This is a genomic window from Streptomyces sp. NPDC047981, assembly GCF_040653315.1.
Taxonomy (GTDB): Bacteria; Actinomycetota; Actinomycetes; order Streptomycetales; family Streptomycetaceae; genus Streptomyces.
In genome coordinates this window covers 36554-61686 of sequence record NZ_JBEZNQ010000026.1, presented here as the reverse complement: position 1 = coordinate 61686, position 25133 = coordinate 36554, and the positions used below count along the sequence as shown (strand labels likewise).

General features: G+C 70.8%; 21 protein-coding genes. 8 read left to right on the top strand and 13 right to left on the bottom strand.

Translation table 11 applies throughout. The annotated features are described in order from the left end of the window. Nucleotides 1-134: 134 nt before the first annotated feature. Nucleotides 135-1517, bottom strand: a complete 1383-nt coding sequence (locus AB0E14_RS17605; RefSeq protein ID WP_362418101.1) for a DUF4190 domain-containing protein — start codon at nucleotides 1515-1517, stop codon at nucleotides 135-137. 92 nt (nucleotides 1518-1609) lie between these two features. Between AB0E14_RS17605 and AB0E14_RS17600 the strand changes: the two genes are divergently transcribed. Further along, a complete protein-coding gene (locus AB0E14_RS17600) occupies nucleotides 1610-3121 on the top strand; it encodes a translation initiation factor 2 (RefSeq protein ID WP_362418098.1) in 1512 nt (503 codons plus the stop codon). Nucleotides 3122-3217: 96 nt separating this feature from the next. Here AB0E14_RS17600 and AB0E14_RS17595 read toward each other — a convergent pair whose 3' ends face one another. Beyond that, the gene (locus AB0E14_RS17595) at nucleotides 3218-4789 is read right to left on the bottom strand and encodes a S8 family serine peptidase (protein WP_362418095.1); all 1572 of its coding nucleotides are present in this window, start codon (nucleotides 4787-4789) and stop codon (nucleotides 3218-3220) included. A gap of 190 nt (nucleotides 4790-4979) precedes the next feature. Here AB0E14_RS17595 and AB0E14_RS17590 point away from each other — a divergent pair, with 190 nt between their 5' ends. The 3 genes from AB0E14_RS17590 (at nucleotide 4980) to AB0E14_RS17580 (ending at nucleotide 6754) form a co-directional block, all read left to right on the top strand. Further along, nucleotides 4980-6089 carry a pyridoxal-phosphate dependent enzyme gene (locus AB0E14_RS17590; RefSeq protein WP_362418092.1) on the top strand — a complete coding sequence of 370 codons (1110 nt, stop codon included), beginning with the start codon at nucleotides 4980-4982 and terminating at the stop codon, nucleotides 6087-6089. 106 nt (nucleotides 6090-6195) lie between these two features. Further along, entirely contained in the window at nucleotides 6196-6342 is a 147-nt protein-coding gene (locus AB0E14_RS17585; RefSeq protein ID WP_362418089.1) for a hypothetical protein, read from the top strand. A gap of 28 nt (nucleotides 6343-6370) precedes the next feature. Continuing rightward, complete coding sequence (locus AB0E14_RS17580) at nucleotides 6371-6754, top strand: DUF4913 domain-containing protein (RefSeq protein WP_362418086.1); 384 nt, start codon at nucleotides 6371-6373, stop codon at nucleotides 6752-6754. Nucleotides 6755-6772: 18 nt separating this feature from the next. Here AB0E14_RS17580 and AB0E14_RS17575 read toward each other — a convergent pair whose 3' ends face one another. The 11 genes from AB0E14_RS17575 to AB0E14_RS17525 form a co-directional block, all read right to left on the bottom strand. Continuing rightward, nucleotides 6773-7846, bottom strand: coding sequence for a zeta toxin family protein (locus tag AB0E14_RS17575; protein ID WP_362418083.1), 1074 nt, complete (start codon nucleotides 7844-7846; stop codon nucleotides 6773-6775). A gap of 53 nt (nucleotides 7847-7899) precedes the next feature. Then, a complete protein-coding gene (locus AB0E14_RS17570; protein WP_362418080.1) occupies nucleotides 7900-8145 on the bottom strand; it encodes a hypothetical protein in 246 nt (81 codons plus the stop codon). Between the two features lie 53 nt (nucleotides 8146-8198). Beyond that, nucleotides 8199-8438 (bottom strand): hypothetical protein, encoded by a 240-nt coding sequence (locus AB0E14_RS17565; protein WP_315891379.1) that lies wholly within the window; start codon nucleotides 8436-8438, stop codon nucleotides 8199-8201. A gap of 37 nt (nucleotides 8439-8475) precedes the next feature. Continuing rightward, nucleotides 8476-9843, bottom strand: coding sequence for a WhiB family transcriptional regulator (locus AB0E14_RS17560; protein ID WP_362418077.1), 1368 nt, complete (start codon nucleotides 9841-9843; stop codon nucleotides 8476-8478). A 115-nt stretch (nucleotides 9844-9958) separates the two neighbouring features. Beyond that, the gene (locus tag AB0E14_RS17555; protein WP_362418074.1) at nucleotides 9959-10501 is read right to left on the bottom strand and encodes a hypothetical protein; all 543 of its coding nucleotides are present in this window, start codon (nucleotides 10499-10501) and stop codon (nucleotides 9959-9961) included. A gap of 95 nt (nucleotides 10502-10596) precedes the next feature. Then, the gene (locus AB0E14_RS17550) at nucleotides 10597-12867 is read right to left on the bottom strand and encodes a hypothetical protein (protein WP_362418071.1); all 2271 of its coding nucleotides are present in this window, start codon (nucleotides 12865-12867) and stop codon (nucleotides 10597-10599) included. Between the two features lie 62 nt (nucleotides 12868-12929). Beyond that, on the bottom strand, nucleotides 12930-13493 hold the full coding sequence (locus AB0E14_RS17545) for a hypothetical protein (protein ID WP_362418068.1): 564 nt from the start codon (nucleotides 13491-13493) through the stop codon (nucleotides 12930-12932). 39 nt (nucleotides 13494-13532) lie between these two features. Further along, nucleotides 13533-16544 (bottom strand): ATP-binding protein, encoded by a 3012-nt coding sequence (locus tag AB0E14_RS17540; RefSeq protein WP_362418065.1) that lies wholly within the window; start codon nucleotides 16542-16544, stop codon nucleotides 13533-13535. A 7-nt stretch (nucleotides 16545-16551) separates the two neighbouring features. Continuing rightward, complete coding sequence (locus tag AB0E14_RS17535; RefSeq protein WP_362418062.1) at nucleotides 16552-17109, bottom strand: hypothetical protein; 558 nt, start codon at nucleotides 17107-17109, stop codon at nucleotides 16552-16554. Between the two features lie 73 nt (nucleotides 17110-17182). After that, on the bottom strand, nucleotides 17183-17446 hold the full coding sequence (locus AB0E14_RS17530) for a TrbC/VirB2 family protein (RefSeq protein ID WP_362010995.1): 264 nt from the start codon (nucleotides 17444-17446) through the stop codon (nucleotides 17183-17185). A gap of 114 nt (nucleotides 17447-17560) precedes the next feature. Then, complete coding sequence (locus tag AB0E14_RS17525; protein WP_362418059.1) at nucleotides 17561-19285, bottom strand: conjugal transfer protein; 1725 nt, start codon at nucleotides 19283-19285, stop codon at nucleotides 17561-17563. A 289-nt stretch (nucleotides 19286-19574) separates the two neighbouring features. On the opposite strand from AB0E14_RS17525, the gene AB0E14_RS17520 reads away from it, so the two are divergent. The 4 genes from AB0E14_RS17520 (at nucleotide 19575) to AB0E14_RS17505 (ending at nucleotide 25107) form a co-directional block, all read left to right on the top strand. After that, a complete protein-coding gene (locus AB0E14_RS17520; RefSeq protein ID WP_362418056.1) occupies nucleotides 19575-20090 on the top strand; it encodes a hypothetical protein in 516 nt (171 codons plus the stop codon). A gap of 461 nt (nucleotides 20091-20551) precedes the next feature. Next, nucleotides 20552-21232 carry a hypothetical protein gene (locus AB0E14_RS17515; protein ID WP_362418053.1) on the top strand — a complete coding sequence of 227 codons (681 nt, stop codon included), beginning with the start codon at nucleotides 20552-20554 and terminating at the stop codon, nucleotides 21230-21232. 6 nt (nucleotides 21233-21238) lie between these two features. Further along, nucleotides 21239-23356 carry a peptidoglycan DD-metalloendopeptidase family protein gene (locus tag AB0E14_RS17510; RefSeq protein ID WP_362418050.1) on the top strand — a complete coding sequence of 706 codons (2118 nt, stop codon included), beginning with the start codon at nucleotides 21239-21241 and terminating at the stop codon, nucleotides 23354-23356. A gap of 14 nt (nucleotides 23357-23370) precedes the next feature. Continuing rightward, nucleotides 23371-25107: a TraM recognition domain-containing protein gene (locus tag AB0E14_RS17505; RefSeq protein ID WP_362418046.1), complete on the top strand. Its 1737-nt coding sequence runs from the start codon at nucleotides 23371-23373 to the stop codon at nucleotides 25105-25107. Nucleotides 25108-25133 lie beyond the last annotated feature (26 nt).

Sequence of the window (25133 nt, the reverse complement as noted above, 5' to 3'; positions counted from 1 at the left end):
CTGGAGGGAGTCCCGGCCCCGTCACGTGACGTGTTCCGGCCGGCAGGCACCGAAGGAGCCCGTGAGCCCCGGAGGTCCCTAGGGCACCCTCGCGCCCCCACGCCCCGCGCCCCCTCCGGCCCCTTCGCGCCTTCTCAGGCCGAGGAGTCGGACGACGGCTCGGACGACGGCGAAGGCGTCGACGCCAGCTTCAGGGTCGCGCGCGCCTGGGCCTCGGAGTCCCAGAAGGTCCCGTCGTACGCCCGGTCGTAGTGCTCCCAGAAGACGTCCTCGTCGGCGGAGTTCGCCAGCTGGTTCCACTGCTTCGCGGACGCGTCCAGCTCCTTGACGAGCTTGTCGACGTCGGTCGTGGCGGCGGCCGGCCAGGAGTGGTCCTTCAACCCGCGGCTCGCGGCGGCGACGGCGTCGTGCACCTTCCCCGCCCAGGCCTTGTTGGCCCCCAGGTCCTCGTCGGCGTCGTCCTCCGGCTCCTGGCTCAGGGCGTCGTCGATCCGGTTCATCGTGGTGAGGAAGTGGAGCTGGTCGGCGTCGAGCGTGGTCTTGTCGGCGCGCAGCGACCCCTTCATCGGTTCGCCGCCGTCGACGACGAACGCACAGGTCACCGTGCGGTCGCCGGCCCGCCAGCTCTCGCGGCTCGGCATGTAGTAGAAGTCGTAGACCTCCTCGGGGAAGGCCCAGCTGTCGAGCGCGTACGCCTCGCCGATGTCGCCGCAGCGCTTGGTGGCGATGTCGTCGATGGAGGTCTCGCCCGGCCACTTGGTGAAGCCGGTCAGCTTGAAGCCGCCGGTGACCTCGCCCTCGTGCGGCTTCGCGCAGTCGACCACCTCGACGTCCGAGGTCTCCGCCTCCAGTTTGCCGTCGACGTTGTAGCACTGGCCCGTGCGCAGCGAGAACGTGGACTCCGCCCGCGCCGCCTCGTCCAGACCCTTCTGGAAGCCCCGCCGCAGGTCGCCGAAGGCGCCGGAGACGAGGCCGAGGACTATGAGGAGGCAGCTGAGCGAGGAGAGGACGATGCCGGCGACGGCGAGCCCAGTGCCCGTCTGGTTCCGCTTCTTGATCTGCGGGAGGGCGATGAGCCCGAAGATCAGGCCGAGGGGCGGGAGGCAGCAGACGATGCCGGAGACGAGAGACGCGATGGCCAGCCCGTTGGTGGTGCGCTGCGGCGGCATCCCGTACGGACCGGGGGCGCCGGCACCGGGCCCGTAGGGCCCGTACGGGCCGTAGGGACCGGAGGTGTACGGACCCCCGGGAGCCACGGGAACGGGCGACGGCGCGGCGGCCGGACCGGAGGACTCGGGGGCGGGCCAGCTCTGCCGGGGCGGCTGGGAGCCCTGGGCGGGCTGGGAGTCCTGGGTGGTCTGCGAGTCCTGGGGAGGCTGGGGACCCTGGAGAGGCTGAGGATCCTGGGCGGGCAGGGAGCCCTGCGGAGGCTGGGAACCCTGCGGAGGCTGAGGGCCCTCCGGAGGCTGGGAACCCTGCGGAGGCTGGGAATCCTGGGGAGGCTGGGAGGGCTCCACGAGTACGGTGCTCCTGTGGCGGCGGGGTGGTACGAACGTGCGATCGGCGGCGCGCGCATCGTACGTGGTCGAGGGGTGGAGGCGGTACACAGATGACTGCGGCAACGGACGGGGCGCCGGACGGGACAGCGGACGGGGCGACGGACGAGCGGCCCGGGAGCGCGGCCCTGGAGGGCCTCGCCCTCAATCCGGCCACCCCCGTCGACATCCTCCTGCGGCTGCTCGAACCGCCCTACGAGGCAGCCTGGTCGGCCCTCTGCCGATGGCGGCGGGAGCTGCCACCGGAGGTCGTGGACGCGATCGTCGCGCACCCGGCGCCACGCGCGCGTGGCGGCCTCGCACGCAATCCCCACGTGCCGGGGGAGACGCGGGGCCGGGTCGTCGACGACGAGCACTGGCTCGTCCGGGCGCTCCTGGCGGACGGCCCGGGGCAGGACGTCTGGCCGCGGTACCTGCCGGACCACGTGACCGACCGGATGCTCACGACCTACGACGGGCAGGAACTCCAGTCGCTGCTCTTCTCCCGCCAGGTGCCGTACCGCACGCTCCTCGCGCACGCGGCCCACCCGGTCGCCGAGCTCCGCGCGTACGGCACCGGGATGTGGTCGGCCCTGTCCGAGGAGCGCCGGGCGGCCCTGCTCGCCGACCCCGACCCCGACGTGCGCGCCGCCGCCGAACGCGTGCGGACCCGGCGGGCCGAGGACGACGACGCGGCGGAGATGGAGCGGCGGCTGCGCGCCATGCCCTCGCACCCGTCGCACGCCCGCAACCACATCCTCGTCAACTGCCGGCTCTCCCGGGCGGTAGTCGACGAGCTGCTGCAGGAGCGCGAGGACGACGACCTGTGGTGCCTCGCGCACAACTACAGCACCCCGCAGGACGTCGTCGCGCACGTCGCCCGCGTCGGCGACGCGAAGGCCCGGGAGAAGGTGGCGCGACGGGCGGACCTCCCGCGCGAGCTGGTGGACCTCCTCGCGCGCGACCCGGACCCCGACGTCCGTACCGCCGTCTCCGTACGCCCCGAGCTGACCGAGGCCGAACGGGCCGCCGTCGACTACGTCGTCGAGCCGCACGAGGTCGTCGACGTGGGCCCGGACACGTACCGGGCGCCGCTCGCGCACGCCCGGTCGGCGCACCCCCTGCTGCGCCGCCGCGTCGCCCACAACCCGGAGCTGCCGCCCGAGCTCGTCGCGCTCCTCGCCGCCGACGACGACCCGGGCGTACGGATCGTCCTCGCGCAGCACCACCCGGAGGCGCCGCCGGAGCTGCTCCTGCGCTGCTACCTGGAGTACACGGGCAGGAACCGCGACCGCCTCCTCGGCCTGCCCCGCTTCCCGGTCGCCGGGCTCGGCGCGCGCTTCGGGACCGCCGAGGACCCCGCCGTACGCCTCCTGGCCACGCTGGACCCCGATGCGGAGCCGGCCCTCGTCGACGCGCTCACGCGGGACACCGACGCACGCGTGCGTGCGGGAGCGGCACGGAACCCCGCGCTGCCGGTCGATCGGATTCTTCAACTCCTCGAAGACAAGGAACTGTCGAAGGAGGCGGCGGCGAATCCGGCGCTCCCCAGGGAGACGATGCACGCCCTGCTCGACGCCGTGTGACGCGACGAAGGGGCGGCCGCCGGTACCGGCGACCGCCCCCCAGGGCGTGTCTACTCACTCATGGGTGCTGACGTCACTCATGGGAGCTGACGCACCTCAGAACTGCAGCGCCCAGGAGTCGATCTTCCCGGTGTCGAGGTTGGCGTTGTCCGTGACCCGCAGCTTCCACGTGCCGTTCGCGACCTCCGAGGAGGCGTTGACCGTGTACGTGGTGTTGATGTTGTCCGAGCTGCCGCCGGTGCCGAAGCCCTTCAGCGTGTACGCGCTGCCGTCGGGGGCGATGAGCTGGACCTGAAGGTCACCGATGTAGGTGTGAACGATGTTCACAGGCACCTGCAGGGTGGCCGGGGCGTTGCCCGTGACGCCGCTGACGGTGACCGGGGACTCGACGGTCGAGTTGTCGGCGATGGCGTAGTCCGCGGTGTTCTCGAACTTCTTGCCGGGCGGCGGGGTGGTGCCGCCACCGATGAAGAGCAGCCGGTTCGGGGAGCCGGTGCCCGGGCTGCCGACGACGTTCGGGGTGGCGGCGGTCGTCAGCGCGGACGAGACCTGGGCCGGAGTGGCCGACGGGTTGTCCGCGAGGTAGACCGCTGCCGCACCCGCGACGTGCGGGGTCGCCATCGACGTACCGGAGATGGTGTTGGTGGCGGTGTCGTTCGTGTTCCAGGCCGAGGTGATGGAGGAGCCCGGGGCGAAGATGTCGAGCACGCTGCCGTAGTTGGAGAAGCTGGAGCGGGCGTCGGTGTTGGTCGTGGAGCCGACCGTGATGGCCTCGGAGACCCGCGCCGGCGAGTAGTTGGAGGCGTTGGAGTTGTCGTTGCCCGCGGCCACGGCGTAGGTGACGCCGGAGGCGATCGAGTTGCGCACGGCCGTGTCGAGGGCGGAGTCGATGCCGCCGCCGAGGCTCATGTTCGCGACGGCCGGCTTCACGGCGTTCTGGGTGACCCAGTCGATGCCCGCGACGACCTGCGCGGTGGTGCCGGAGCCCTGGTTGTTGAGGACGCGGACGCCGACGATCTTGGCCTTCTTGGCGACACCGTAGGCGTTGCCCGCGACGGTGCCGGCGACGTGCGTGCCGTGGCCGTGGCCGTCCTGGGCGACGTTGTCGTTGTCGATGGCGTCGTAGCCGTTGAAGGCCCGGCCGCCGAAGTCGCTGTGGGAGATCCGCACACCGGTGTCGATGATGTACGCCGTGACGCCCTGGCCCGCGCTGTCCGGGTAGGTGTAGCTCTGGTTCAGCGGGAGGGCCCGCTGGTCGATCCGGTCCAGGCCCCAGGACGGCGGGGAGGGCTGCGTGCCGTCGACCGTGAAGACGCGGTTCTGCACGACGGAGGCGACCGAGGGGTCGGCGGCGAGCTTCTTCGCCTGCGCCTCGGAGAGCTCGACGTTGTAGCCGTTCAGCGCCGCCGTGTACGTCTTCTTGATCTTCGCGCCGTGCTTGGCCGCGACCGCCCGGCCCTTGGAGGTCTCCGCCGGGGCGGAGTCCTTCAGGGTGACGATGTAGCTGTCCGCGATCGTCCCGGGGGCCCCGGCGTTCTGGATGACGCCTTCGGGGGCGGCCTCGGCCGCGGTGGCCGGGAAGGTGGCGGCGGTGCCGAGAGCCAGAGCGGCGACGGCTATGGCGCTGGCCGCGGCGAGTCTGCGCCGCGAATCACGCATCACTGACATGTGAGGGATCCTCCTCATAGGTGGTGCGTTGCTGTGGGGGTATGACAGGCGCATGACAAGACGACGTGAGATGTCCACGCCGTTTCGTACATCCGGCTGCCGAGCGAAAGATTGACGGATCCATAGGAATCACACAAGAGTCCCGAGCGCCCCGTAACACGTGTGCCACACACCTGCCATGCTCGCGCTCATGGCCGCCTACGTATGTCCACGATGCCGGGTCAACTCCCCCGCAGACGCCCTCACCTGGTGCTGTCCGCGATGCCGTGGCCCGTGGGATCTCGATTTCACGAGCGCCCCGGTTTCCCTCACGTCCCTTGCGTCACGCGTGAATTCACTGTGGCGTTACAAGGAAGCACTGCCACTGGCGACGGAATCGCCGCGCATGTCGCTGGGGGAAGGCCGCACTCCGCTCGTCCCCCTGACGGAGGGCGTCTCGGCCAAACTGGACTTCCTCATGCCGACGCTGTCCTTCAAGGACCGGGGCGCGGTCATGCTGGCCGAACTGGCCCGCCGGCTCGAACCGCGCCGGGTCCTCGCCGACAGCAGCGGCAACGCGGGCACGGCCATCGCCGCGTACTGCGCGCGGGCGGGCCTCGACTGCGAGGTGTACGTACCGGACGCCACGTCCGCGAAGAAGCTGGAACAGATCCGGGCCCAAGGAGCCCGCCTGACCCTCGTCCCCGGCGACCGGGAGGCCACGGCGCGGGCGGCCCGCGAGGCCGCCGACGAGCCGGGCGTCTTCTACGCCTCGCACGCATACAACCCGCACTTCCTGCACGGTACGAAGACGTACGTGTACGAGCTCTGGGAGGACCTCGGCGGCCGCCTCCCGGACACCCTCGTCGTCCCGGTCGGCAACGGCACGCTCCTGCTGGGCGCGGCCCTGGCGATCGAGGAACTCCACGGCCACGGCCTCATCGACACCCGCCCGACCCTGGTCGCCGTACAGGCGGCCGCGGTCGCGCCCCTGGCCCACGCCTTCGAGGCGGGCGCGGAGGACCTCCTGGAGCCTGAGCCGGCCCGCCCGACCCTCGCGGAGGGCATCGCCATCCCGAACCCACCCCGAGCGGCCCAGATCCTCCACGCGGTCCGCGCGACGGGCGGCACGTTCCTGACCGTCACGGAGGACCAACTCCACACCGCCCAACTGGACCTGGCCCGCCGCGGCCTGTTCGTCGAGTCCACGGGCGTCGCCTGCTGGGCAGCGGTCCGCGCGACCCCGACGCGTCCGGGCCTGACGGTGGTGCCCCTGTGCGGGGCGGGGGCGAAGACGGGGGTGGGCCGTCCGATGGCCTGAGCCCGGTCCTGGCCCGCCTTGTCCTCGCGCTTGTCCTCTCGCATGTCCTCGTCCGGGCGTGCCCTGCCCGAACAGGTACGGTCGATCCACCACGTACGAAGTGGAAGTGCAGGCGGCCGACGCCTTCGTGCCTGGTGCGACGATCCCGAAGGTCCTCGGCGTCCCGGACCGCCGCACCCCGACAGCCAGTACGCACGGCACGTTCAACCCGACACTCGAAGTCGCTCCCAAGTCCACCGACATGGAGCGGTGACCGACCACCTCCCCAGGAAGGGCAGCCCATGAGCACAAGCCCCGAGGACGGGCAGCAGACCACCGAGGAAGTGGAGTTCTACTTCCCGGACGTCTTCGCCTTCGTCACCGAGTACATCGCCCCGACGATCCGTCGCCGAGTGAACGGCTCCTCCGCCACCTGGTGCCCCCGCTGGTGGGAACACCCCGAGGCCGGGGCACGGCTCTCCGCGCTCTGGCTGGCCTGGGAGCATCTGCGCCACGACCCGGCCCTGGGCATGTCGACGTGGTGGCTGCACCACGCCGATCCGCACCTGCGGGTGCTCATGGACACGGACATGGGCCCGTTCGCGGCCTGCTCACCCAAGGTCGGCGGGCACACCGCCTACCCCTTCGAGCCGCTCCCCCTGGAGAAGTACGACCCGCAGGGATAGCGTCGTGCCGGCTTCGGGTCAGAGGCCGAAGCCGGGGCCACGCCGGGGCGCCGGTCCTGGTGGTGGCGGGGTGGTCGGGGTCGAGACATCGCGCGGGGGCGGTACGCGGGTCGGGCCGATGGTCACGCCGGGCATGAACTGGGCTCCCCTGGCGACCCGCACCGTGGTATCGCCCTGCTCGAAGGACCGGCCCGTGGTCGGCGCGGCGACCTCGGCTGCGGGCTTCGGCGCGAAGTCGCCGCGGTCGGTGGTGATCAGCCCGGTGGCCAACCCCTGCTCGGCGAGCTTCTCGGCGTTCTCCCGGCCGACCGAGTAGCCCCGGCCCGTGCCGCTGGCCTCGTAGAGGCTCTTGATGAACCCCTCGGGCGCCATGCGGCCGCCGTACCAGTCGTCCCCGGCGTCGAACTCCTTGCGACCGGTCAGCCAGCGGTCGGCGTTCTGCTCCAGGCACTGCTCCTCGGGGACCTCGACGGACAGCACCACACGCTGGTCGTAGCCCTCCCTCTGCAGGTCCGTGAGCAGGTTCGAGGTCCAGTCGAAGGCCCGCAGGGACTGGTCGTAGAGCAGGTTGTAGCCCTCGCCACGGGCCCACCGCTCGATCAGGTCCTGGACATGGCCCGACTCCCTGTGGACCAGAGAAGCCTTCTCCGACGGAGACAGCGGGCGGCCGTCGGACAGTCGGTCGAGCCCGGCGGGAAGCTCCGGTGCGCCTCCCAGTTCGAACAGTGCCACCTTGAAGTCATCCGGATCGAGCACGACGTAGTCGTCGAGGCTCATGCCGTGCACGCGCCGCAATTCGTCACCCAGCGCCGAATCCTGCGCCTCCCACCCCGACATGTTGCGCCGTGCCCTGCCCTTGCCCGACCCGGGCGCACCGCCCGTGAAGAGCACGGCGTGGCCGTTCCTCGGCTTCCCCTGGCACTGCTCCTTGAACCGCTCCATCAGCGCGACGTGCAGACCCTTGCGCTCGGGGGTCCAGACTCCCGCGTCCATGTGGCGGTTCTTGGTGTCGTACGCGCCTGCCACCGCGAGGTCCCCACCGGGGCCCATCCGCCCTTGCAGTTCCTCGTAGAACTGTGCGTTCTCCCCCACCAAGCGCACGTCGCTCCCTTTCCGCCTTCTGCCCGAGACCGGAGTTCCTACGGTCAGAACCCACGTCGCTTGAGGATCGGCCGGATCACCTCGATGTCCGCATCGGTCAGCCGACCGAGCCCCCAGGCCTGGTTGACGACAGCGAGCGTGTTGTCCTGGTGCGTCGGTGCGGTGTGGGCCGGGTCGAACCACTCCTCCTCGAAGTCCCAGGCGGCGATGGTCGCCAGGGCCTCGTCACGGGGAATCTCGCCCGCCGCATAGCGGTCGATGTAGTCACGCAGCGAAGGTTTGTCGGTCATGGCTGCCGCTCTCTGTTCCTGGTCGGTGCGGAAACAGCTCGTGATCGGGCTGCTCAGTCCAATGCTTCCGTCGTCCCGTCCGGGTGGATGAGGAGACGGATCGCGCCGCCGTAGCGGTCGTCGGTGATGGAGGCCGGGGCCGGGGCGCCGAACTGCTGGGCTCGCTGCTGGAGGATCGAGATGACGACCTCCTGGATGTCGCCGTACGGCGGCGCGGTGACGGGAACTCCGTCGATCAGGCCCGCGTTGGGAGAGAAGATGCGGACTTCGGCCGCCGGGGGCGTGGGCTGCACGACAGGGGTCCTTTCATGAGTGTGCTCAGCGGTGCGCTCAGGAGTGCGCGGCGAGGGGGTGTTCGGGGTCCATGGTGTACGTACCCCGGGACACGCGCCGCAGCCGCCCTGATTTGACCATGGCGGACAGGACGTTGCTGATCGACTTCGCCGACTCCTGGAAGACCTCGGGGGGCAGCGCGAGCAGGACGTCGCGGGCGGTGAACGGACCGGGGAACGACGCGACGGCGCGGTCCACGGCCTGGCGCAGGCTCGTGGTCGCCGGGAAGGGACGGACCACCGCGTCGGAGGTGTGCACGGCGCGCAGGCGTGGCCGGGCGGCGGGGGTGGTCGTGACGGAGGCAGCGGCGGCGGCCACCGCACCCTCGTACGCCTCGATGCGCGCGCCGAGTTCACGCAGGGCGACCCGGAGATCGGCCAGATTCGCGCTCGTGCGCGTACCCGCACTCGTACCCGCAACTGCGCTCGTGCTCGTACCACCGACCGTGTCCACCGCGCCCTGACCGGTGTCGAGGACCGACATGACCGCCTCGATGCGGACGATCGACTCCGACACCCGTCGCAGCAGGGGCTCGAAGAGGTCCTGGCGCAGGGCGGCTATGGGGTCGCTCGTCGCCAGGGAGACGCTGACCGAGCCGACGAGCCCGGTGTCCGCCGGCAGGCGGGGCGCGTCGTCGCCGCATTCGGCGCGCCAGGCCTCCAGGCAGCGCCGCACGCGGCGGCACGCCTCCGCCAGCTCGGGCGTCAGTCCGGCGGACGGGGCGTGCGCCAGCATCCCGGCGAGTTGCTCGGTGGCCTCGACGGCGGGAAGGGCGGCGTGCAGCAGGGGCGTGAGGACGGCCTTCTGCACGGCGAGAACGGGATCGTCGAGAGCGAAGGTGATCCGTTCGTCTGCCGGATCCGCCATGGATACCTCTGCTACGTGGTGGGTCTTCTGGGGTGGGATCAGGGACCGGGAGCCCGGCCGGGCGGGCCTGCGCACGGGCTGGTGACCGCGCGGTGCGAAAGCGTCGAGTACGGCGGCGAGTTCGGCTGCCCGGTGGCGCAGGTCGACGGGCGCGGTCAGGTCACCGTGCGGCGTACCGATGCCGAGCTGCCTGCGGATGAGCCGCCGGTCCTGCTCGGTGGTCCCGGCGAAGTACCCGCCCGGATCGGGGCGGAGTACGACGTCGCGCAGGCACTCCTGACGGAGCGGGCAGGAGGCGCAGAGCTGCCGTGCCGCGTGCGCGAGCGCCTGGACGCGTCGGCCCTGCAGGGGCAGCTCGGCGGCGGCGACGGGCGGGTTCTCCAGAAGAGGGTGGCGGAAAATGTCCGGTCGGCGCCGGCAGGGCAGGGATGCGGATGCGGTGCCGGCCCCGCTGGATATGGGTGGTGAGGGAAGGGTCCTGCGAGCGGTTGTGACCATGAAAGTGCCCCCCGTGGCAATTTTTGATACCTGGGGACTCTAGAGCAGTGCAAATGGCGACCGCAAAGCTGTTCCAAACTGTAACCGAGTTGCACCACAACTTCTTGACGTGGCATCAGGCACGCTTGCTCTCGGCCTCGGTGTCCGGCGCGGCCCGCCGCAGCACGCGCCGTACGAACCGCCCCGCGGCGGCGCCCCCGCCGCCCCTGAGCATGAGCACGGCCACGATCCCGGCGAACCCGAGTGGCACGGCGGCCGCGGGCAGGACCGTGCCCACCCCGGCCGCCACCAGCAGCACGACATCGGCCATCACGACGGTGATGCCACGCCGCCCGGGATGCTCCTTCACGATCCAGGCCCCGAGCAGCGCCATCCCGGCGAGCGCCCAGTGCCCGAACACGGCCTGCCCGCTCAGCAGCCCGGACGCCGTTCCCCTCGCGATGTCCCCCACGGCCGCCAGGTACCCGGCGAACGCCGCGGTCACGACCGTCGACCCGAGCGCCAGCAGCAACTGACCGCGCCTGCGGAGCAGGAACAGGAGCAGCCCGAGCGCGAGCAGCCCGCAGATGGTGATGAACGAACTCGCGCTGGACGAGGCCAGGATGAAGAGCGTGTACGCCCCCGCGAGTCCGAGGACGACGCGGGGCAGCAGCTTCACTGCCCACGCGTCACTCTTGTCCTGCCGGAGAAACCGCTTCAGATGATCGGCGACAGTCGCGGATCGGGATCGGGATCGTGACATGAGCGGAACTCCTACTCGGGCATCCGGTTGCTTCTACGCTGCTCCGGCGGCAGCTGGGGCGGCTGCGTCTGAGCGGGCGGCTGCACCACGGGCTGCTGCGGCGGCTGGGTCCGGGGCCGCTGCTGCGGCACGGGCTGCTGCGCAGCCTGAGGCGCGGGCTGCTGCGGCGCGGGCGCCGGTGCCGGTTGCGGCGTGGCCGGCTGCGGCGGAGTGGTACCGCTCTGGCTCACGCGGCCGCGACGGGAGGTCTTCTCCGTGCCCCCGGAATCGTCGCCGCCGTTCTGCCCGTTCACGACCTTCTGGTACGAGTCCTCTTGGATCGTCGCCGCCTTGTGGGCGTTCTTCCGCTGCTGGCGCTTGGAGTTGTTCGCCGCGATCCAGCCACCCTTCTGGAGGCGGCCCTGGTTCCACTTGCTGTCCGCACCGCGGGCGATGGCCCCCGCCCCCTTCGAGGCCGCCTTCCCCGCGACCCGACCCGAGGCCTTGGTGGCACCGACGCCCATGCGGCCGGCCGCTCCCAGCACGGGCACGGCCTTCCCCGCGACGGCCCCAGGCATGTCGCCCACACCGAGATCTGCCGCGCCGGCGATCTGCGGGCTGAAGTTCCCCGCGATGAGCTTCTTCAGCATCATCACCACGGCGACGGTGACCAGGAGGAGCATGAGGAGCTGCATGCCCAGCGGAATCCGGGCGGGCAGGATCATCTGGTACAGCACGAGCAGGATGGTCAGGATGACGCCGAAGCCCGCCCGCAGCACGAAACTGTGGATGAACGTCTGCAGCCAGCCCTTGAGCAACTTCTGCTGAGACGGGTGGATGCCGAGCGTGGCCACCAGCGGCAGCAGGATGATCAGGATCAGTGTCACGGCGTGCCAGAGCAAGGTGAGGGCGCTGAGCACGATGACCATGATGCCGACGATGAGTCCGGCCACCAACGAATAGAAGGCGAGGCCCACCCGTCCGCCGGCGTTGTGGCCCGCCCACTCATTGAAGGCGACCGGGTACACCTCCTGGTCGGGAACGGAGTTGGACCGACCCGGGTAGCCTCTCCCCTCACCGCCGGCGATGTCCTTGCGGATGGGCACCCACTGCGCGGTCTCCTTGTCGATGTCCTGCGGCTTCTTCCCGTCAGCCGGATACCGATCGAAGTTGGTCGTCGACTGGGACACGGCTTGCTTGACCCGAAGGTCCACGCACCGTGCCCCCTTGCCGAACTCGCAGTCACCGGCGCCCGGCACCACGCAGGCACCGTTGTCGATCTTGCCGCCGCTGTCCTTCCGGAATATGCAGTTCGTGCCGCCCTCGCCGAACTGCCCCAGAGCCCAGGGCCGGAAGACCAGGGTGTCGTACATGGCGCAGCTCGACGCGCGAAGCCCACGGTTTCGGTTGTTGCCACCTTCCATGTCGCAGGGCGGCTGCGGCTTTCCGGACACACCCGCCAGGGCGACCTCGGCCACCGCCGCGTTGAACTCGGCGATGCCTGCGTCGGCTGTTTCGATGACCTTGTGGTAGTTGCTGTTCTGACCGCCGCCGGCGAGGAGGGCGATGACGGCGATGGTCGTCAGCGAGGCCCACGCGACACCGGACCAGACCTCGCGCATCTGCTGCTGACGCCACCTCGTGAACACCCAGAGGCCGGTCAGCGCGATCATGACGGGCACAGCCGGAGTGAGGACGTGGTCCTTCAATGTCGTCACGGCATTGTCGCGGCCGGTGTACAGGCCCCGGAGAGGGCTCGGGTTGGAGGCGAGCTCCTTGATGGAGATCGCCGTACGCGAGAGGATCTTCGTCCCGTTGAAGACCATGTTGGCCACGCCGTTGTTGACGAAGTCCATCACCGAGCAGCTGTCGGCGCCCGTACCGGAAGGACCGTTGTTGCGCGAGGCGTCACCCCGCCCCTTGAACGTCCCCGTCCAGTTCAGCCCCCGCATGCCGTTGATCTCGTAGAACGTGTACTCGGCGGGGCCGCCGGGCATGTCGACGGCGCCGGTGATCAGCCCCCGGGTGTCGTTGACGTCCTCACCCTTCTGACCCGTGTCCTCCCACTGGTTGACCGCGGGGATGATGGACTCGCCGTTCGCGCCCGGGTTGTCATGGCTGTACATGTCGTCGCCGGTGACCTTGCAGCTGAGATTCAGGTCGATGGCTTGCGCCGTGTTCGGGACGGACAACGTCAGCGCGACCAGCGCGAGAACCAGGAACAGGCCTGCTCTGACGATCCGCCCGGCACCGCGCACCAGGTTGCCCGGCGAACGGGGAACTGTACGGGTTCCGCGTGACATGGCCCTAGGGCGCACGGGTATCGATTTCCTTCCGGGGTCCGGGGTGCCGGGACGGGGCGTGACTACGCCTTGTGGTTCGTGGTGAAGCAGCCCTTGACCAGACCCTCGTGGGTCTCGAAGCCGCTGGGCACGCTGTCACGGATGCTCTGGTCGCAGGACAGGACGAGCAGACCGTTCTGCACCAGGCTCTGGTCCGTGGAGTCACTCTCGGCGGCGACGGCGAAGTTCTGGCCGATCGTGAAGGTGTCGCTGGTGTTGGCCAGCGACGTCTGGAACTTGGCCATGTCACCGATGAGGAGCAGGGTGACGGGACTGCCGCCGCCGTCATGGCAGGCTGCGCGCTCCTTGATGCCCCAGGCGGGGTCCTTGGCCTCGCTCGCCATGTAGGTCATTCCCTCGCGGCTCGAGCTGAGTTCGTTGCACTCGATGCCGCGCTCCACGAGGGCCTTCTGCACGTCGGCCATCGTGTTCGCCTGGGGAAGCTTGCTCAGCGGACCTTCCGCGCCCGCCGAGCTGCCGCTGCCGCCGCCACTCCCGCCGCCGCTCTCGTCGCTCCCGCACCCCGTCAGCGTCACGAGAGCGGCCAGCGCGACCGCGCCGGTGGCAAGAGTCCTGGTCAGGCGCATGGGTTTCTCCTTGGTCGGTTCGGGGTGGGCCGGGGCGGGTCAGACCGCGGCCGCGGTTTCCTGCGGGGACGTGGGTGTCGGGTCCAGGTCGTTGGTCTCCTGGAGGAACGTCCAGTCCCAGACGCTCAGCGGAGGGTTCACGCCCTGGCGCGACGGGCGGGTCGTGCCGTTCGTGTCCGTGGCCGCGAGGATCTCCCTGAAGACCAGGTCCACCGCCACCGTCCCGACCCGCTTGTCCGCGTCCCGCTGGAGGCAGACACCCGTGCGGAGTTCCTGCAGGGCGGAGACGACCTTCGCGTCCGTCTCCGGGCGGCCGAGCAGCGGCGCCACCAGCGAGGCCTCCTGTGCGGACTTCTGCTTGAACGCGAACACCGTGTGGATCTGGTTCGCGCCGCCGCTGCGCGCCTCGGAGTCCTCGATCTGGACCAGGTCGATCGCCTGCTGGGTGATCAGTACCGTCACCGCCAGGTACGAACGGCCCTGCTTCAGCGCCCGCCGCATCAGGTCACGGCCGCTCTCCGTCGCCGTGACGACGTACGCCTCGTCGACGAACAGCGCCTTCGGGCGCAGGCCGATCTCGCCCGTCACCGGGTTCTTCTCGTAGCCGACGTCGAGCATCTGGCTGCCGAGCTCGACGACCGCCATCAGCGCGGTCGCCGCGAGCCGCTCGGCCGGGTTCCAGTTGCGCGGGTCGGAGGCCGCCGGCGACTGGAAGCCGCGGAGCGTGATCACCGTACGGCGCTTGCGCATCGCCGACAGGGTCTGCGGCTTCTCCGCGAACGCCAGTCGCGCGTACGGCAGCGTCCGCAGCTCCGTGAGCAGCATCTGCGCGAGCTTCAGGTCCTTCGCCGCCTCGCGGTCGTTCGTCGCGAGGGCGTGCTCGTACGCCCGTACCACCTCGTCGACGACACTCCACAGCGTCGGCCTCGGCACCTGCTGCTCCGCGTCGCGGGCGCTCAGGCCCTGCTCGGTCGCCTGCCGGATCGCCGAGTTGTACCAGCCGACGACCGTCGCCATGGCCTCGATGACGGGGAGGCGTACGCGCTGGTAGTCCTCGTCGCCGAGGAAGCCCCGCAGCATCGACTCGGCGAGCAGTCGGCCCGACGGGACGTCGCGCGCGATCACCCACGGGTCCAGCACGCCCGCCTGGCCCTTGAGGAGGTCGACGACCTCCGTCTCGGCCCAGAACTCCGGGTTCACCGGCTGGAACCGGCTCTCCGGCGTGCCGAGCACACCGCGCTCCGCGTCCGCCGCGAACTCCGGGTCGTTCACCTGGGCGCCGTAGCCCAGGTAGTAGCAGAGCTGCGCGAAGTCGGTCTTCGGGTCGATGACCAGGCAGCGGACGCCCGCCTCCGACTCCTCGTAGAACTTCTGCAGCGCCAGCGAGGACTTTCCACCACCGGACGCGCCGACGATGGCGAGGCCACCGCCGTCGTTACGGGCGGGGCCGACGTGGAGGGAGTAGTGGACGGGCATCTTGCCGGCCCAGCCGACCAGGTTGCCCACCCAGCCGAGCTTCTTCCCCGACCGATGCTCCGGGTTGTCGCCCAGCTCGGTGCCGGCCGTCGGCAGCCCGGCGCCGAGCTGCTCCACCTCCTGCAGCCGCAGGTACGGCGCGATCGGCAGCTTCGGCGCGTTGCCCGGCAGCTGCGACTGGAGCAGCCGCCACTGCTGACGCGTCGGACGCAGCAGCGTCACCTTCAGGTCCTGCTTGAACTGCATCTCCAGGATGCGGCGGCGCCGCTCCAGCTCCGCCGGGTCGGCCGCGGAGATCGTGAAGCGGATCTGCGCCTCCATCCCCGGCATCTTGTGCTCCTCGATGTCGTCGACGAGGTGCTGCGCGCGGGTGACCTGGTTGGCGAGCTTGGTGTCCGGCGAACGGCCCGAGTTGGCCATGTCGTTCATCTCGTCGACGAGGTTGCCGCTGATCTTTCCGGCGCGGTCCTTGAACCTCATGTACGGGATGAGGGTGAAGCGCATGTCGATCTCGACGGGGAACTCGACGTTCTGGGCCGCGTACCGCGCCCACGCCGTCGACTGCCGGAACCGCGTCTCCGTCGGCCAGTTGGCGGCGACCAGCGTCGTCGTGTAGCTGGTGTGCTGCTCGCCGGTGACCTCGTCGTACTGGTGCAGCACGATGTGCGTCTTGCGGTTCTCGCCGGAGAAGTCGACCACCAGGTCGAACTGGTCCGGACCCCAGGAGCGCGAACCGAGCACCGGCTCGGGCGGCACCGGAAGGTCGCCGTGGAGCGGCTTGCGGATCAGCCAGACCAGCTCCTCGCGGGCCAGCGGCGTACCGCCGAGGCTCTCCAGGCTCTCGTGCACCTCGCGCGCGACCTGCGTCCACTGGGCCAGCAGCGCCGGCGACAGGTACTCGCCGTGCACACCGGTGGCGGCGGCCGTCGCCTTGTCGGCGGCGCCGGTCAGGGCCCGGGTCAGGGCCAGGTCCTCGACCGGGTCGTCGCCGCCGGGCAGCACACCGCTGCCGTCACCGGAGCCGCGCTTCAGCGAACCCAGCTTGACCAGCAGGATGTTCCGCTCGCGCATCGCCCCGATGCGCTCCTGGTACTCCGCCTTGCGGAAGTTGTACGCCTTGTAGTTCTCGGTCGGGTCCCAGGCGACGGCGTTGAGTTCCTCGGCCCAGCCCATGGCGGTGATCGGCCGGTAGACCTTGCGGTAGTGGCACTCGACGTTCCGGTCACCGCGCGCGAGGTTGAGCAGCGCGCGGGCCGGGGCCTCTGCCATGGCCTGCAGCTCGGTGGCGTTGAGGTACTCGTCGATCGAGGTGGGCAGGACGATGCCGGTCCACACCGAGTCGCCGTGCACGAAGATCATGTCGTCGGCGTAACGGTACGGCAGCCGCATCTCCTCGCGCCGGGCCTGCGCCCGGTCGCCCTGCGACTTTCCGCGGTTGCCGGAGCCGCCCTGGTTCCCGGACTTTCCGTTGCCCTGACCGCCGTTGGCGCCCTTGGTCTTGGAGGAGGAGGCGGCCATGATCATGGCGATCACGAAGAAGGCGACCGCCCCGCCCAGAAGGATCATCATGAACATGGAGGAGTCATCCTGCGGTCTCGGAGGAGGAGGGTGCGGCGGAACGGGCTGACGCGCCGGGAGCCGGAATCGGAGGTTCGGTACCCCCGTACGACGAACCGTGGCGCGCGGCCTCGCCGAGCGCCTGCTCGTAACTCTGCTGCCAGCGACTCGAACCCGGCTGCCACAGGATCACCTGCCAGTGCAGCTCCTGCGGCTCACGGTCGGCGGCCAGGCCCTGCAGCCGCTTCGGCTGCCACCAGTAGTCGGCCCAGACCACCAGCTGCTGGCTGAGGGTGAGGGCGGAGGGGAGCGGCCGGCCCCAGATGAAGTAGACGCCGAAGGGCGGACCGAAGTAGAGCACCGACGTCAGCATCGACATGCCCAGGAAGGGCACGAAAGCCGAGAGGGAGAACAGGGCGATCATCCACACCACCCCGAAGCCGAACGCCGCGCCCAGCGCGGGCAGCAGCAGGCCGGGGAGCGGGATGTTGCCCCAGTTCCAGATGCGCTTGGGCCGGTTGAGCAGATCCGTGTGGTCGTACGCGACCATCGGCTCCGGCTCTCCGGACACTTCCTGCGCCATCGGTCAATCCCCCTCTCTCTCGACGGCCGGTGCTCCTCCGAGGGCCGGGACCCCGCGGTCCCGGCCGGGTGACTCAGTTGCCTTCGCCGCCGACCTGCTTGCCGAGGTCGATCAGCACACCGGCGAGACCGGTCGCGCCACCGATGATCAGGGCGGCAATTGCGATCATGCCGAAGCCCTGGAAGGCCTCACGCATGCCGTCGCCGCGCTTCATGGACATCAGCATGCGGATACCGAGGATGAGCAGGGCGATCACGGCGACCATCGTTCCGATGGTCGTGAGGATCTCCTGGATCTCGCCGAACATGCCCTCCAGCGAGGTCGCTGCCAGGTACATGATGTGTCCTTTCGGGTCTGGGGATCGTGAGTGAAGAGCGGAAAGCGATGAGAAGGGATCGGGGAAAGGCGCGCCGGCGCCGAGAGGACGGACCGTCCGGCGAGCGGTGCCCCGTCAGGGCTTGGGCGGCTTGGGCTGGCCGGTGGCCGGCTTCGTGGCCGGCGGCTTGGCCGCGCCGGTCGCGGGAGGCGGAGTGGCGGTACCGCCGGCCGGCGGGGTCTGCTGTCCGGGCGAAGGCGTGGCGCTCGGAGCCTCGGGATCGGCATCCCCCTGTCCGCCCGCCGGGTCGAGAAGGGCGCCGCGGATGTCCTTGATGAACCAGCCCTGCGCCGTGTTCACGACCGTCAGTCGGTAGGAGCGCTTGACCTGCGGGGTGGTCACCTGGCCAGGCGCGTCCTCCGCACCGGCCCCGCCCCAGACGACCGTCACCCGCACCGGCACGGACTGCCCGTACTTGTAGGTGACGGCACCGCTGTCGCCCGTACCGGCCGGGGCCAGCGCCACGACCTCCTGGACCAGGGGGGCCGCCAGCGCTCCGGCAAGCCCGGACGTCGCGGCGACGCTGGCGTCGGGCGACGTGAAGCGGGACATCGCGGTCGTGTCGGAGGAGCCCCAGGCGGTGAAGTAGCCGGGCAGCACCTGCGCCTTGAGCTGGTCGGAGAGCTTGCTGTCCACGACCTCGGAGTCGCGGTCGATCTCCGGCGCGGTGCCCCGGCCGGGGAGCGGCATCTCACCGACGTCACCGACGACTCGCAGCCCCGAGCCGGACGCCGGATTCGCGACGTACACGGGTACGGAGACGGCGGTGACGCGGCCCGTCGACAGCGTGACCTGGACGCCGAGGTACCGGCCGTTCTTCCCGTACTCGGGCAGGTCCTCGATGGTGCCGTCCCAGACGGCACTCGTGACGCTCTGCGTGCCCTGGCCGTTCCAGCCGCAGTCGCGGTCCACGCCGGAGGTCGCGTAGCGGGCGAGCTCGTCCCGCCGCTGCTCGGCGGCCTTGGCGTCGTACGTCAGGCAGAGCGTCGCGTACTTCTCGGCGAAGGTCGCTGCGGCGCGGGTCGGGAAGTCGGTGAGCCGGTACTTCTGGAGGTCCTTCTTGTTGAGCGCTGCCGTCGGCGCGGAGGAGGACTTCCCGATGGCCAGGCCGACGACCCCGCACGAACCGAGCGCGAAGGCACAGGCGGTGAAGAGCAGGGTGGCGCGGAGGGCGACGTGCGTGCCACGGCCCGTGGCCGGCAGGCGCCCACCGGGGCGCGGGACGACGAAGGAGGCACCGGCCGAGGTGCTCGCGGCGGCACCTGCCGGGGTAGGCGCGGTGGAGGCGCCGACCGGCGTGGCGGTGCCCGCAGGGACGCCGACGGGCGTTGCGGCGGGTGCCGGAGCGCCACCGCGCTTGCGGCTCTCCCGCTCGGCCTTCTTCGCCTCGTAGGCGGCCTTCCGCTCGGCCCGCGCCTGCTCGCGGCGGTCCTTCTTGCTCGGTGCGGCAGGGCCCGGGGCCGGGTTCTGACGCGGGGGCAGGGTCGGAACGGCGGCCTCGCCCGGCGGCACGGCGGCCTGCGGGGCGCGCCGCGTCCAGGCGGCGGCCACCTGGGCACGCGCGGCGTCGGAGGCCATCGGCGGCTGGGGCTGCGGCTGCTGCTGGGCGGGGGCGGGGTAGCCGTAGGGCGCGGGGGCCTGCTGCGGCACCTGCTGGGCTTGCTGAGGCTGCTGGGGGGCAGGCTGCTGCTGATGCGGCTGCTGCTGTCCGGCAGCCGTGCTCGGCGGCCCGAACTGCCCAGGCTGTGCGGGCGGTTGAGTCCCGCCAGTACCGCCGGCAGGGCTGTTGTGGTCCGTCATCGGCTCGATCTCCCCCCGCGTCTGATCCCGGCCGCCGATCGGGCGCGGCGGGCCCTGGTGAGGCCAGGTGCGGAGGGCAGTGTGGCAAACGGAGGCAGCAGGGACGCCTCGAATTCCCCAGCGAGGAAACCGAGGAGCGGGAGCGAGGAAAGTCGAGGAAAGCGGATGTGGCCGTGATACCCCTCCGGGACTCGAGAACGCCCCCTCCCCCGGGCGGGCTCGGCACAATGCGGGTGCCCACGCGCCGCAGGGCGCGCCGAAGCGTCCCCGACCTTCCCAAGGACGAGAGTTGAGCGACCAGACCGCAGGACCTGAGTACGCCGCATCTGCCGCCCCTCCGGCAGTGGCGCTGCCCCAGCAGCCCGCAGCGGAGGCCGCTTCGGCCGAGCAGCCGGTGCCCGCGGCGGTTCCGGCGGCACCGAGGTACGACGCCAAGCACGCCTGGATCGACGGTTACGAGCCCGGCAACCCCTGGCAGTCGAGCCTCGTCCTCCAGACGGAGTTCGGCACGGTCGCGTACCCCCTCACGCCGAACACGATGCCCGAACTCCTGGAAGGCCTGGTGATCGTGGCCCAGGAGCAACAGGGCATCACGGGCGACCTGACCGCGGAGGAACCGGACGACGACGGCGAGGACCAGGCCGCATCGCTCTCCGACTCCACCGGCCGCCACGACGGTCGCGCCGCCCGCCTGACAGGCTGGGCGGTCGTCCACGACCTCTGGGAACGTGAGGACTCTAGGGCCCGGTACATCATGGGCGGAGTGGTGGCGGTACTGCTGATTCTCGGGATCTTCCTGGCCTGAGTCCGTGGTGGGCGGACGAGCCGAAGACGCCGTCGACTTCCCTGAATCCCCGCATCGTTCGTACCGGCCCGGTCGTGCGGCGCGGCTCGAGTGCCGCCGGCCGTACCGGTTCGCTTCCGGGTGTCGGTCGGTGCCAGGGAAGGACGCCCTCACGTCGTGTTCCTGGAGGCTCGCGGCTGACGGTGCCAGTCCCCGCCGCCCTGAGATCGGCGGGCCTCCGTTCCACGGATCGACTGTCCGGCGACGCGAACCGGGCCCCGCGCACCTGAGCCATCGGGAGGCGTCCCCACCTCGCCCGTGAGGATCCGTCACCGTCGCCTCCACGAATTCCCCACACGCCGGCACTTTCCCTCCTTTCCTCACCCCGTCCCCCGATTTCCCCGGCGGGGAAAACATGCCGTCCCCGCCCCGTCTCTCCCCCTACCGTGGCTCGGCAACCTGACTGAGGGAGGCCCGGGACGGTGGAGTCACCCGCCGACAACAAGCGAACTGCGGCACTCGCCCTGGCGGTACTGGGGCTCCTGATGGTCGGCGCCCTCGTGGTGCTGACCCTCTTCAACGGAGCCGAGGACACCTCCGGCGAGAAGTCCGAGGGCTCGTCCGCGCCCTCCGCGCCCGCTGAGGGGAGTTCCGGGTCCGGATCCTCCGACAACAAGGGCGGTGCGTCCGACGCGGGCGCCGTCAAGCCGATCCTCGCGCCGGCCGAGGCCGCCGCCGCGCACAAGGTGATGTCCGACTACATGGTCGGTCTCAACACCTACGCGCACACCGACAAGAACGCCTCCTGGGCGGCGCCGCTCCTCGTGTTGACCACCGAGGACCGGCAGTTGCGGCAGGACACCGCGCTCCCCACCGGCAAGGCCTGGGACACCTGTGTGGCCGCCAAATGCGCCTCACGCGGGAAGGCGACCGTTCTCCGGGACGCGATGGTCGCCGACGACCTCGTCAACGGCAGTGGCATCACGCTCTCCAGCCTGGTCGAAGTGACCGCGACCCGAAGCGAGGACGGCCGCAACACCGGTACGGAGACCAACTCCTGGCTCGTGACCGTCCAGGGCACTCGCGGTGGATCGTGGCTGGTGTCCAACGTGTCGATCTACGGCCTCGGCAACGTCGGCGCGTCCGACCAGGCAGGAGGGTAAGCGCCGATGGTGGCTCCTGCCGTTCTCGCGGCCGCCGCCAAGGCGGCGAAGGTCGCCAAGGCGGCGAAGGCCGCCAAGGACGTCGCCCAGACCGCACGCGGAGGCGGCGGAGGGGGACAAGGCGGCCCCGATGGCCAGAAGAAGGGCAACCTCAAACTCTGGCTGCTTCTGGGCGCGGGCGGTCTGCTGCCGATCGGCGGCATCGGCTTCGTCATCCTCATCATGATCGCCGGCCTTGTGGGTGGCATCGGCGGCGGTACGGCGGCGGCAGCCTGCGGCGACTACGGCGAGAACGCCGAGGCCGGCAACACCGGTGACGCGGCCGCCACCTCCCCCATCGTGCCCGCGGGGAAGATGTACCTGCCGAGCGCGACCGCCCGGAACGAGATACCCCCGAAGATGATCCTCGCCGCCATGCGCGCGGCCGCCCGCTACGACGGGCTCGACTGGACGCTCATCGCGGGGCAGATGTACCAGGAGACCAAGTACGGGCAGGACCCGTCGGCGGCGCCCGGCGGCAAGAACAGCGCCGGGTACATGGGCATCCTCCAGTTCGGCACGCCCGCGTGGACCGACTACGGCGCCGACGGCAACGGCGACGGCAAGAAGGACCTCTACAACATCGACGACGCGGCCTTCGCCGCCGCCAACTTCCTGCACGCGATGAAGGCGGAGACCAACGCCTGGAACGCGCTGATGCGGTACTCGGGCTCCCGCCCCAGCAACACCATCTACATGCGCGTCGTGCTGACCCAGGCCGCCCGCTACCGCGGCAACCTGACCGGCGAGAAGGACCTCATCACCGACTGGTACGCGCACCTGAAGCGCACCGTCGAGAAGAACCCGAACTTCCCCACGCTCGGTCAGCAGTCGGACATCCCGGAGCCGGTCGGCAACAACGCCGACCCGACGACCGCACTGAGCATCGCGTCCTCGCCGCCCCGCTCCTGGTCCACGCCGCCCCTGGACGGGGACGGCTCCACGACCACGCAGGCCATGGCACTCGCGCCCCAGGGCGGCATCACCGAGGCCCTGCCCATGTCCCTCGCGGCCTTCCCCGCGGCCCCCGCCCCCGACCCGGACGCGACCGCGAGCGGCAAGGACTGGCAGTGGCCGCTGAAGCAGGGCACGTACCAGATCGGCTCCAAGTACAAGCAGCGCGGCGGCATGTGGAGCCTCGGCTACCACACCGGCCTCGACCTGATCGCTCCCGTCGGCACCGCCATCTACGCGCCGGCCGACGGCAAGATCGTCAAGGCCGGATCCGGCGGCGCGTACGGCAACGAGACGCACATCGAGCACGCGAACGGCGTCATCACGCAGTACGCGCACCAGTCCACGCGGAACGTCAAGGTCGGCGACCAGGTCAAGCGCGGCGACCAGATCGGCGCCGTCGGCATGACCGGCAACACCAGCGGACCGCACCTGCACTGGGAGGTCCGCGTCCCCGGCGTCGACAACCCGTTCGTCGGCGGCCAGGACAACGGCCCCGGCATGGTCGACCCCGAGGACTGGCTGAACGGCAAGATCACCGCCAACCCCGACTACGGCACCGCGCCCGGCGGCGGCGACGGCCGTGATGCCGAGTACGCCAACTGCGCCGAGGGCGGCGGCGGCACCCCGGTCGCCCCCGACGGCGCCGGAATCACGGGCGTCCTGCCCGACTCCGACGACCCGGTGGTCCGGGCGGCGCTCGGCTGGGCGCAGCGCGGCATCGGCCGGCCGTACGTGTGGGGCGCGCCGCGCCTCCAGGGCGACAACCCGACGTCGTTCGACTGCTCCAGCTTCACGCAGTGGGCGTACTACCAGGCCAGCGGCGGCAAGATCAACATCGGGGCGGTGACGTACGACCAGGAGGACAAGCTCGCGGCGTACAAGGTCGATCTCGACAAGGCACAGCCCGGCGACGTGATCTTCTGGCGTCCCGGCCCCAGGGGCCCGGAGCATGTCGGGCTCGTCTGGGACCCGAAGGGCAAGAAGATCCTGCACGCGCCGCGCGCCGGCAAGAACGTCGAGTTCAGCACCTGGGACGTGCAGGGCCAGATCTACGGCGTCTACCGGGTCCCGATCCCGGCCGGCACCAACCCGGCCGAGGCCGGCGGCAACGGCGACGAGCATGCGTAAGAAAGGTCCAAGACATGTCCGCTGAGCAGAAGAAGAGACCACGTGCGGAGGACGACTGGACGTACGAGATCGTCGGTCTCGTCGCCGTCGTCCTGGTGGTGCTCTGCGGCGCTTGGGGCGCCGCGTACCTCGGCGCGTCCTTCGACGACGCGCCTTCCCCGGCCGGCAACCCCTTCTCGTTCGCGGTGGAGCTCGCGAAGGGCGACTACGCCTGGCCGGGCAGCGCGGCGAGCGCGGTGGCGGCGGGCGAGGCGGTCCTGCTCCTCGTCCTCGTCCTCTGGGCGTACCGCCTGCGCCAGCGCTCGAAGCGCAAGCCCGGGGTCGACTCGGCAGCCCAGCACCTGGCGAAGGGCGAGCAGCTCGGCAAGCTGACGATGAAGGGCGCGGCGGCGACCGCGGAGCGGCTCGGCGTGATGAGCCGGGTCCCGGGCGTGTTCATCGGCCGCTCCGTCAAGGGCAAGCAGCCGCTGTTCGGCTCCTTCGAGGACATGCACGTCGACATCTGGGGCCCGCGTACCGGTAAGACCACGCGGCGCGCCATCCCGGCGATCCTCGACGGCCCCGGCGCGGTGCTCGTGACGTCCAACAAGCGGGACATCGTCGACGCCACGCGCGGTCCGCGCCAGGCGGTCGGCCCGGTCTGGGTGTTCGACCCGCAGCAGGTGGCAACGGAGCCGCCGGCGTGGTGGTGGAACCCGCTCTCGTACGTCACCGATGTCGCCAAGGCCCGTAAGCTGGCCGACCACTTCGCGTCCGGCTCGCGCGACCCGAACGCCTCCACGGACGCCTACTTCGACCCGGCCGGTCAGGACCTCCTGGCCAACCTGCTCCTCTCGGCGGCCACCGCGAACGCCCCGATCACCCAGGTCTACACCTGGCTGGCCAACCCCAAGGACGACACCCCGGAGCGCATCCTGCGCGGCGCCGGTCACACCATGCCGGCGGACGCGCTGAACGGTGTCCTCACGGCGCCCGACAAGCAGCGCAGCGGTATCTACGGTGTGGCCCAGCAGATGGCGTCGTGCCTGATCAACCCCGAGATCAACAAGTGGGTCACGCCTCTCGACCAGGAGGACACCCGCCCGCAGTTCAACCCCCACGAGTTCGTGCGCAGCCAGGGCACCCTCTACTCCCTGTCCCGCGAGGGCACGGACTCGGCGGGCCCGCTGGTGACGGCCCTGACGGTGGCGACGGTCGAGGCGGCCGAGGAGTACGCCACCACCCAGCGCGGCGGTCGCCTCCCGCAGCCCCTGGTCGGCGTCCTCGACGAGGCGGCGAACGTCTGCCGCTGGCGGGCCCTGCCCGACCTGTACTCGCACTACGGCTCGCGCGGCATCATCCTCATGACGATCCTCCAGTCCTGGGCGCAGGGCGTCGAGGTGTGGGGCGACCGCGGCATGGAGAAGCTGTGGTCGGCCGCGAACATCCGCGTCTACGGCGGCGGTGTCTCCGACACCCGCTTCCTCGGCGACCTCTCGGACCTGGCGGGCGAGTACGAGCACCGCGACTACTCCACGACCCGGGAGTCGGAGCACGGCCACTGGTCGGGCAACCGCACGGTCAACGAGTCCGTCCGCCGCGAACGCGTCCTCCACGTCTCGGACCTGGGCTCCATGCCCCCCGGCCGAGCCCTGGTCCTGGCCTCCGGCACGAAGCCGGTCCTGGTCGAGACGATCCCCTGGTGGGAGGGCCCCTACGCCCAGTCGGTCCAGGCCTCCTTGGCCACGTACGACCCGGGCGCGAAGCGCTGAGGGTGGATTGATGCCGGTGCAGGGCG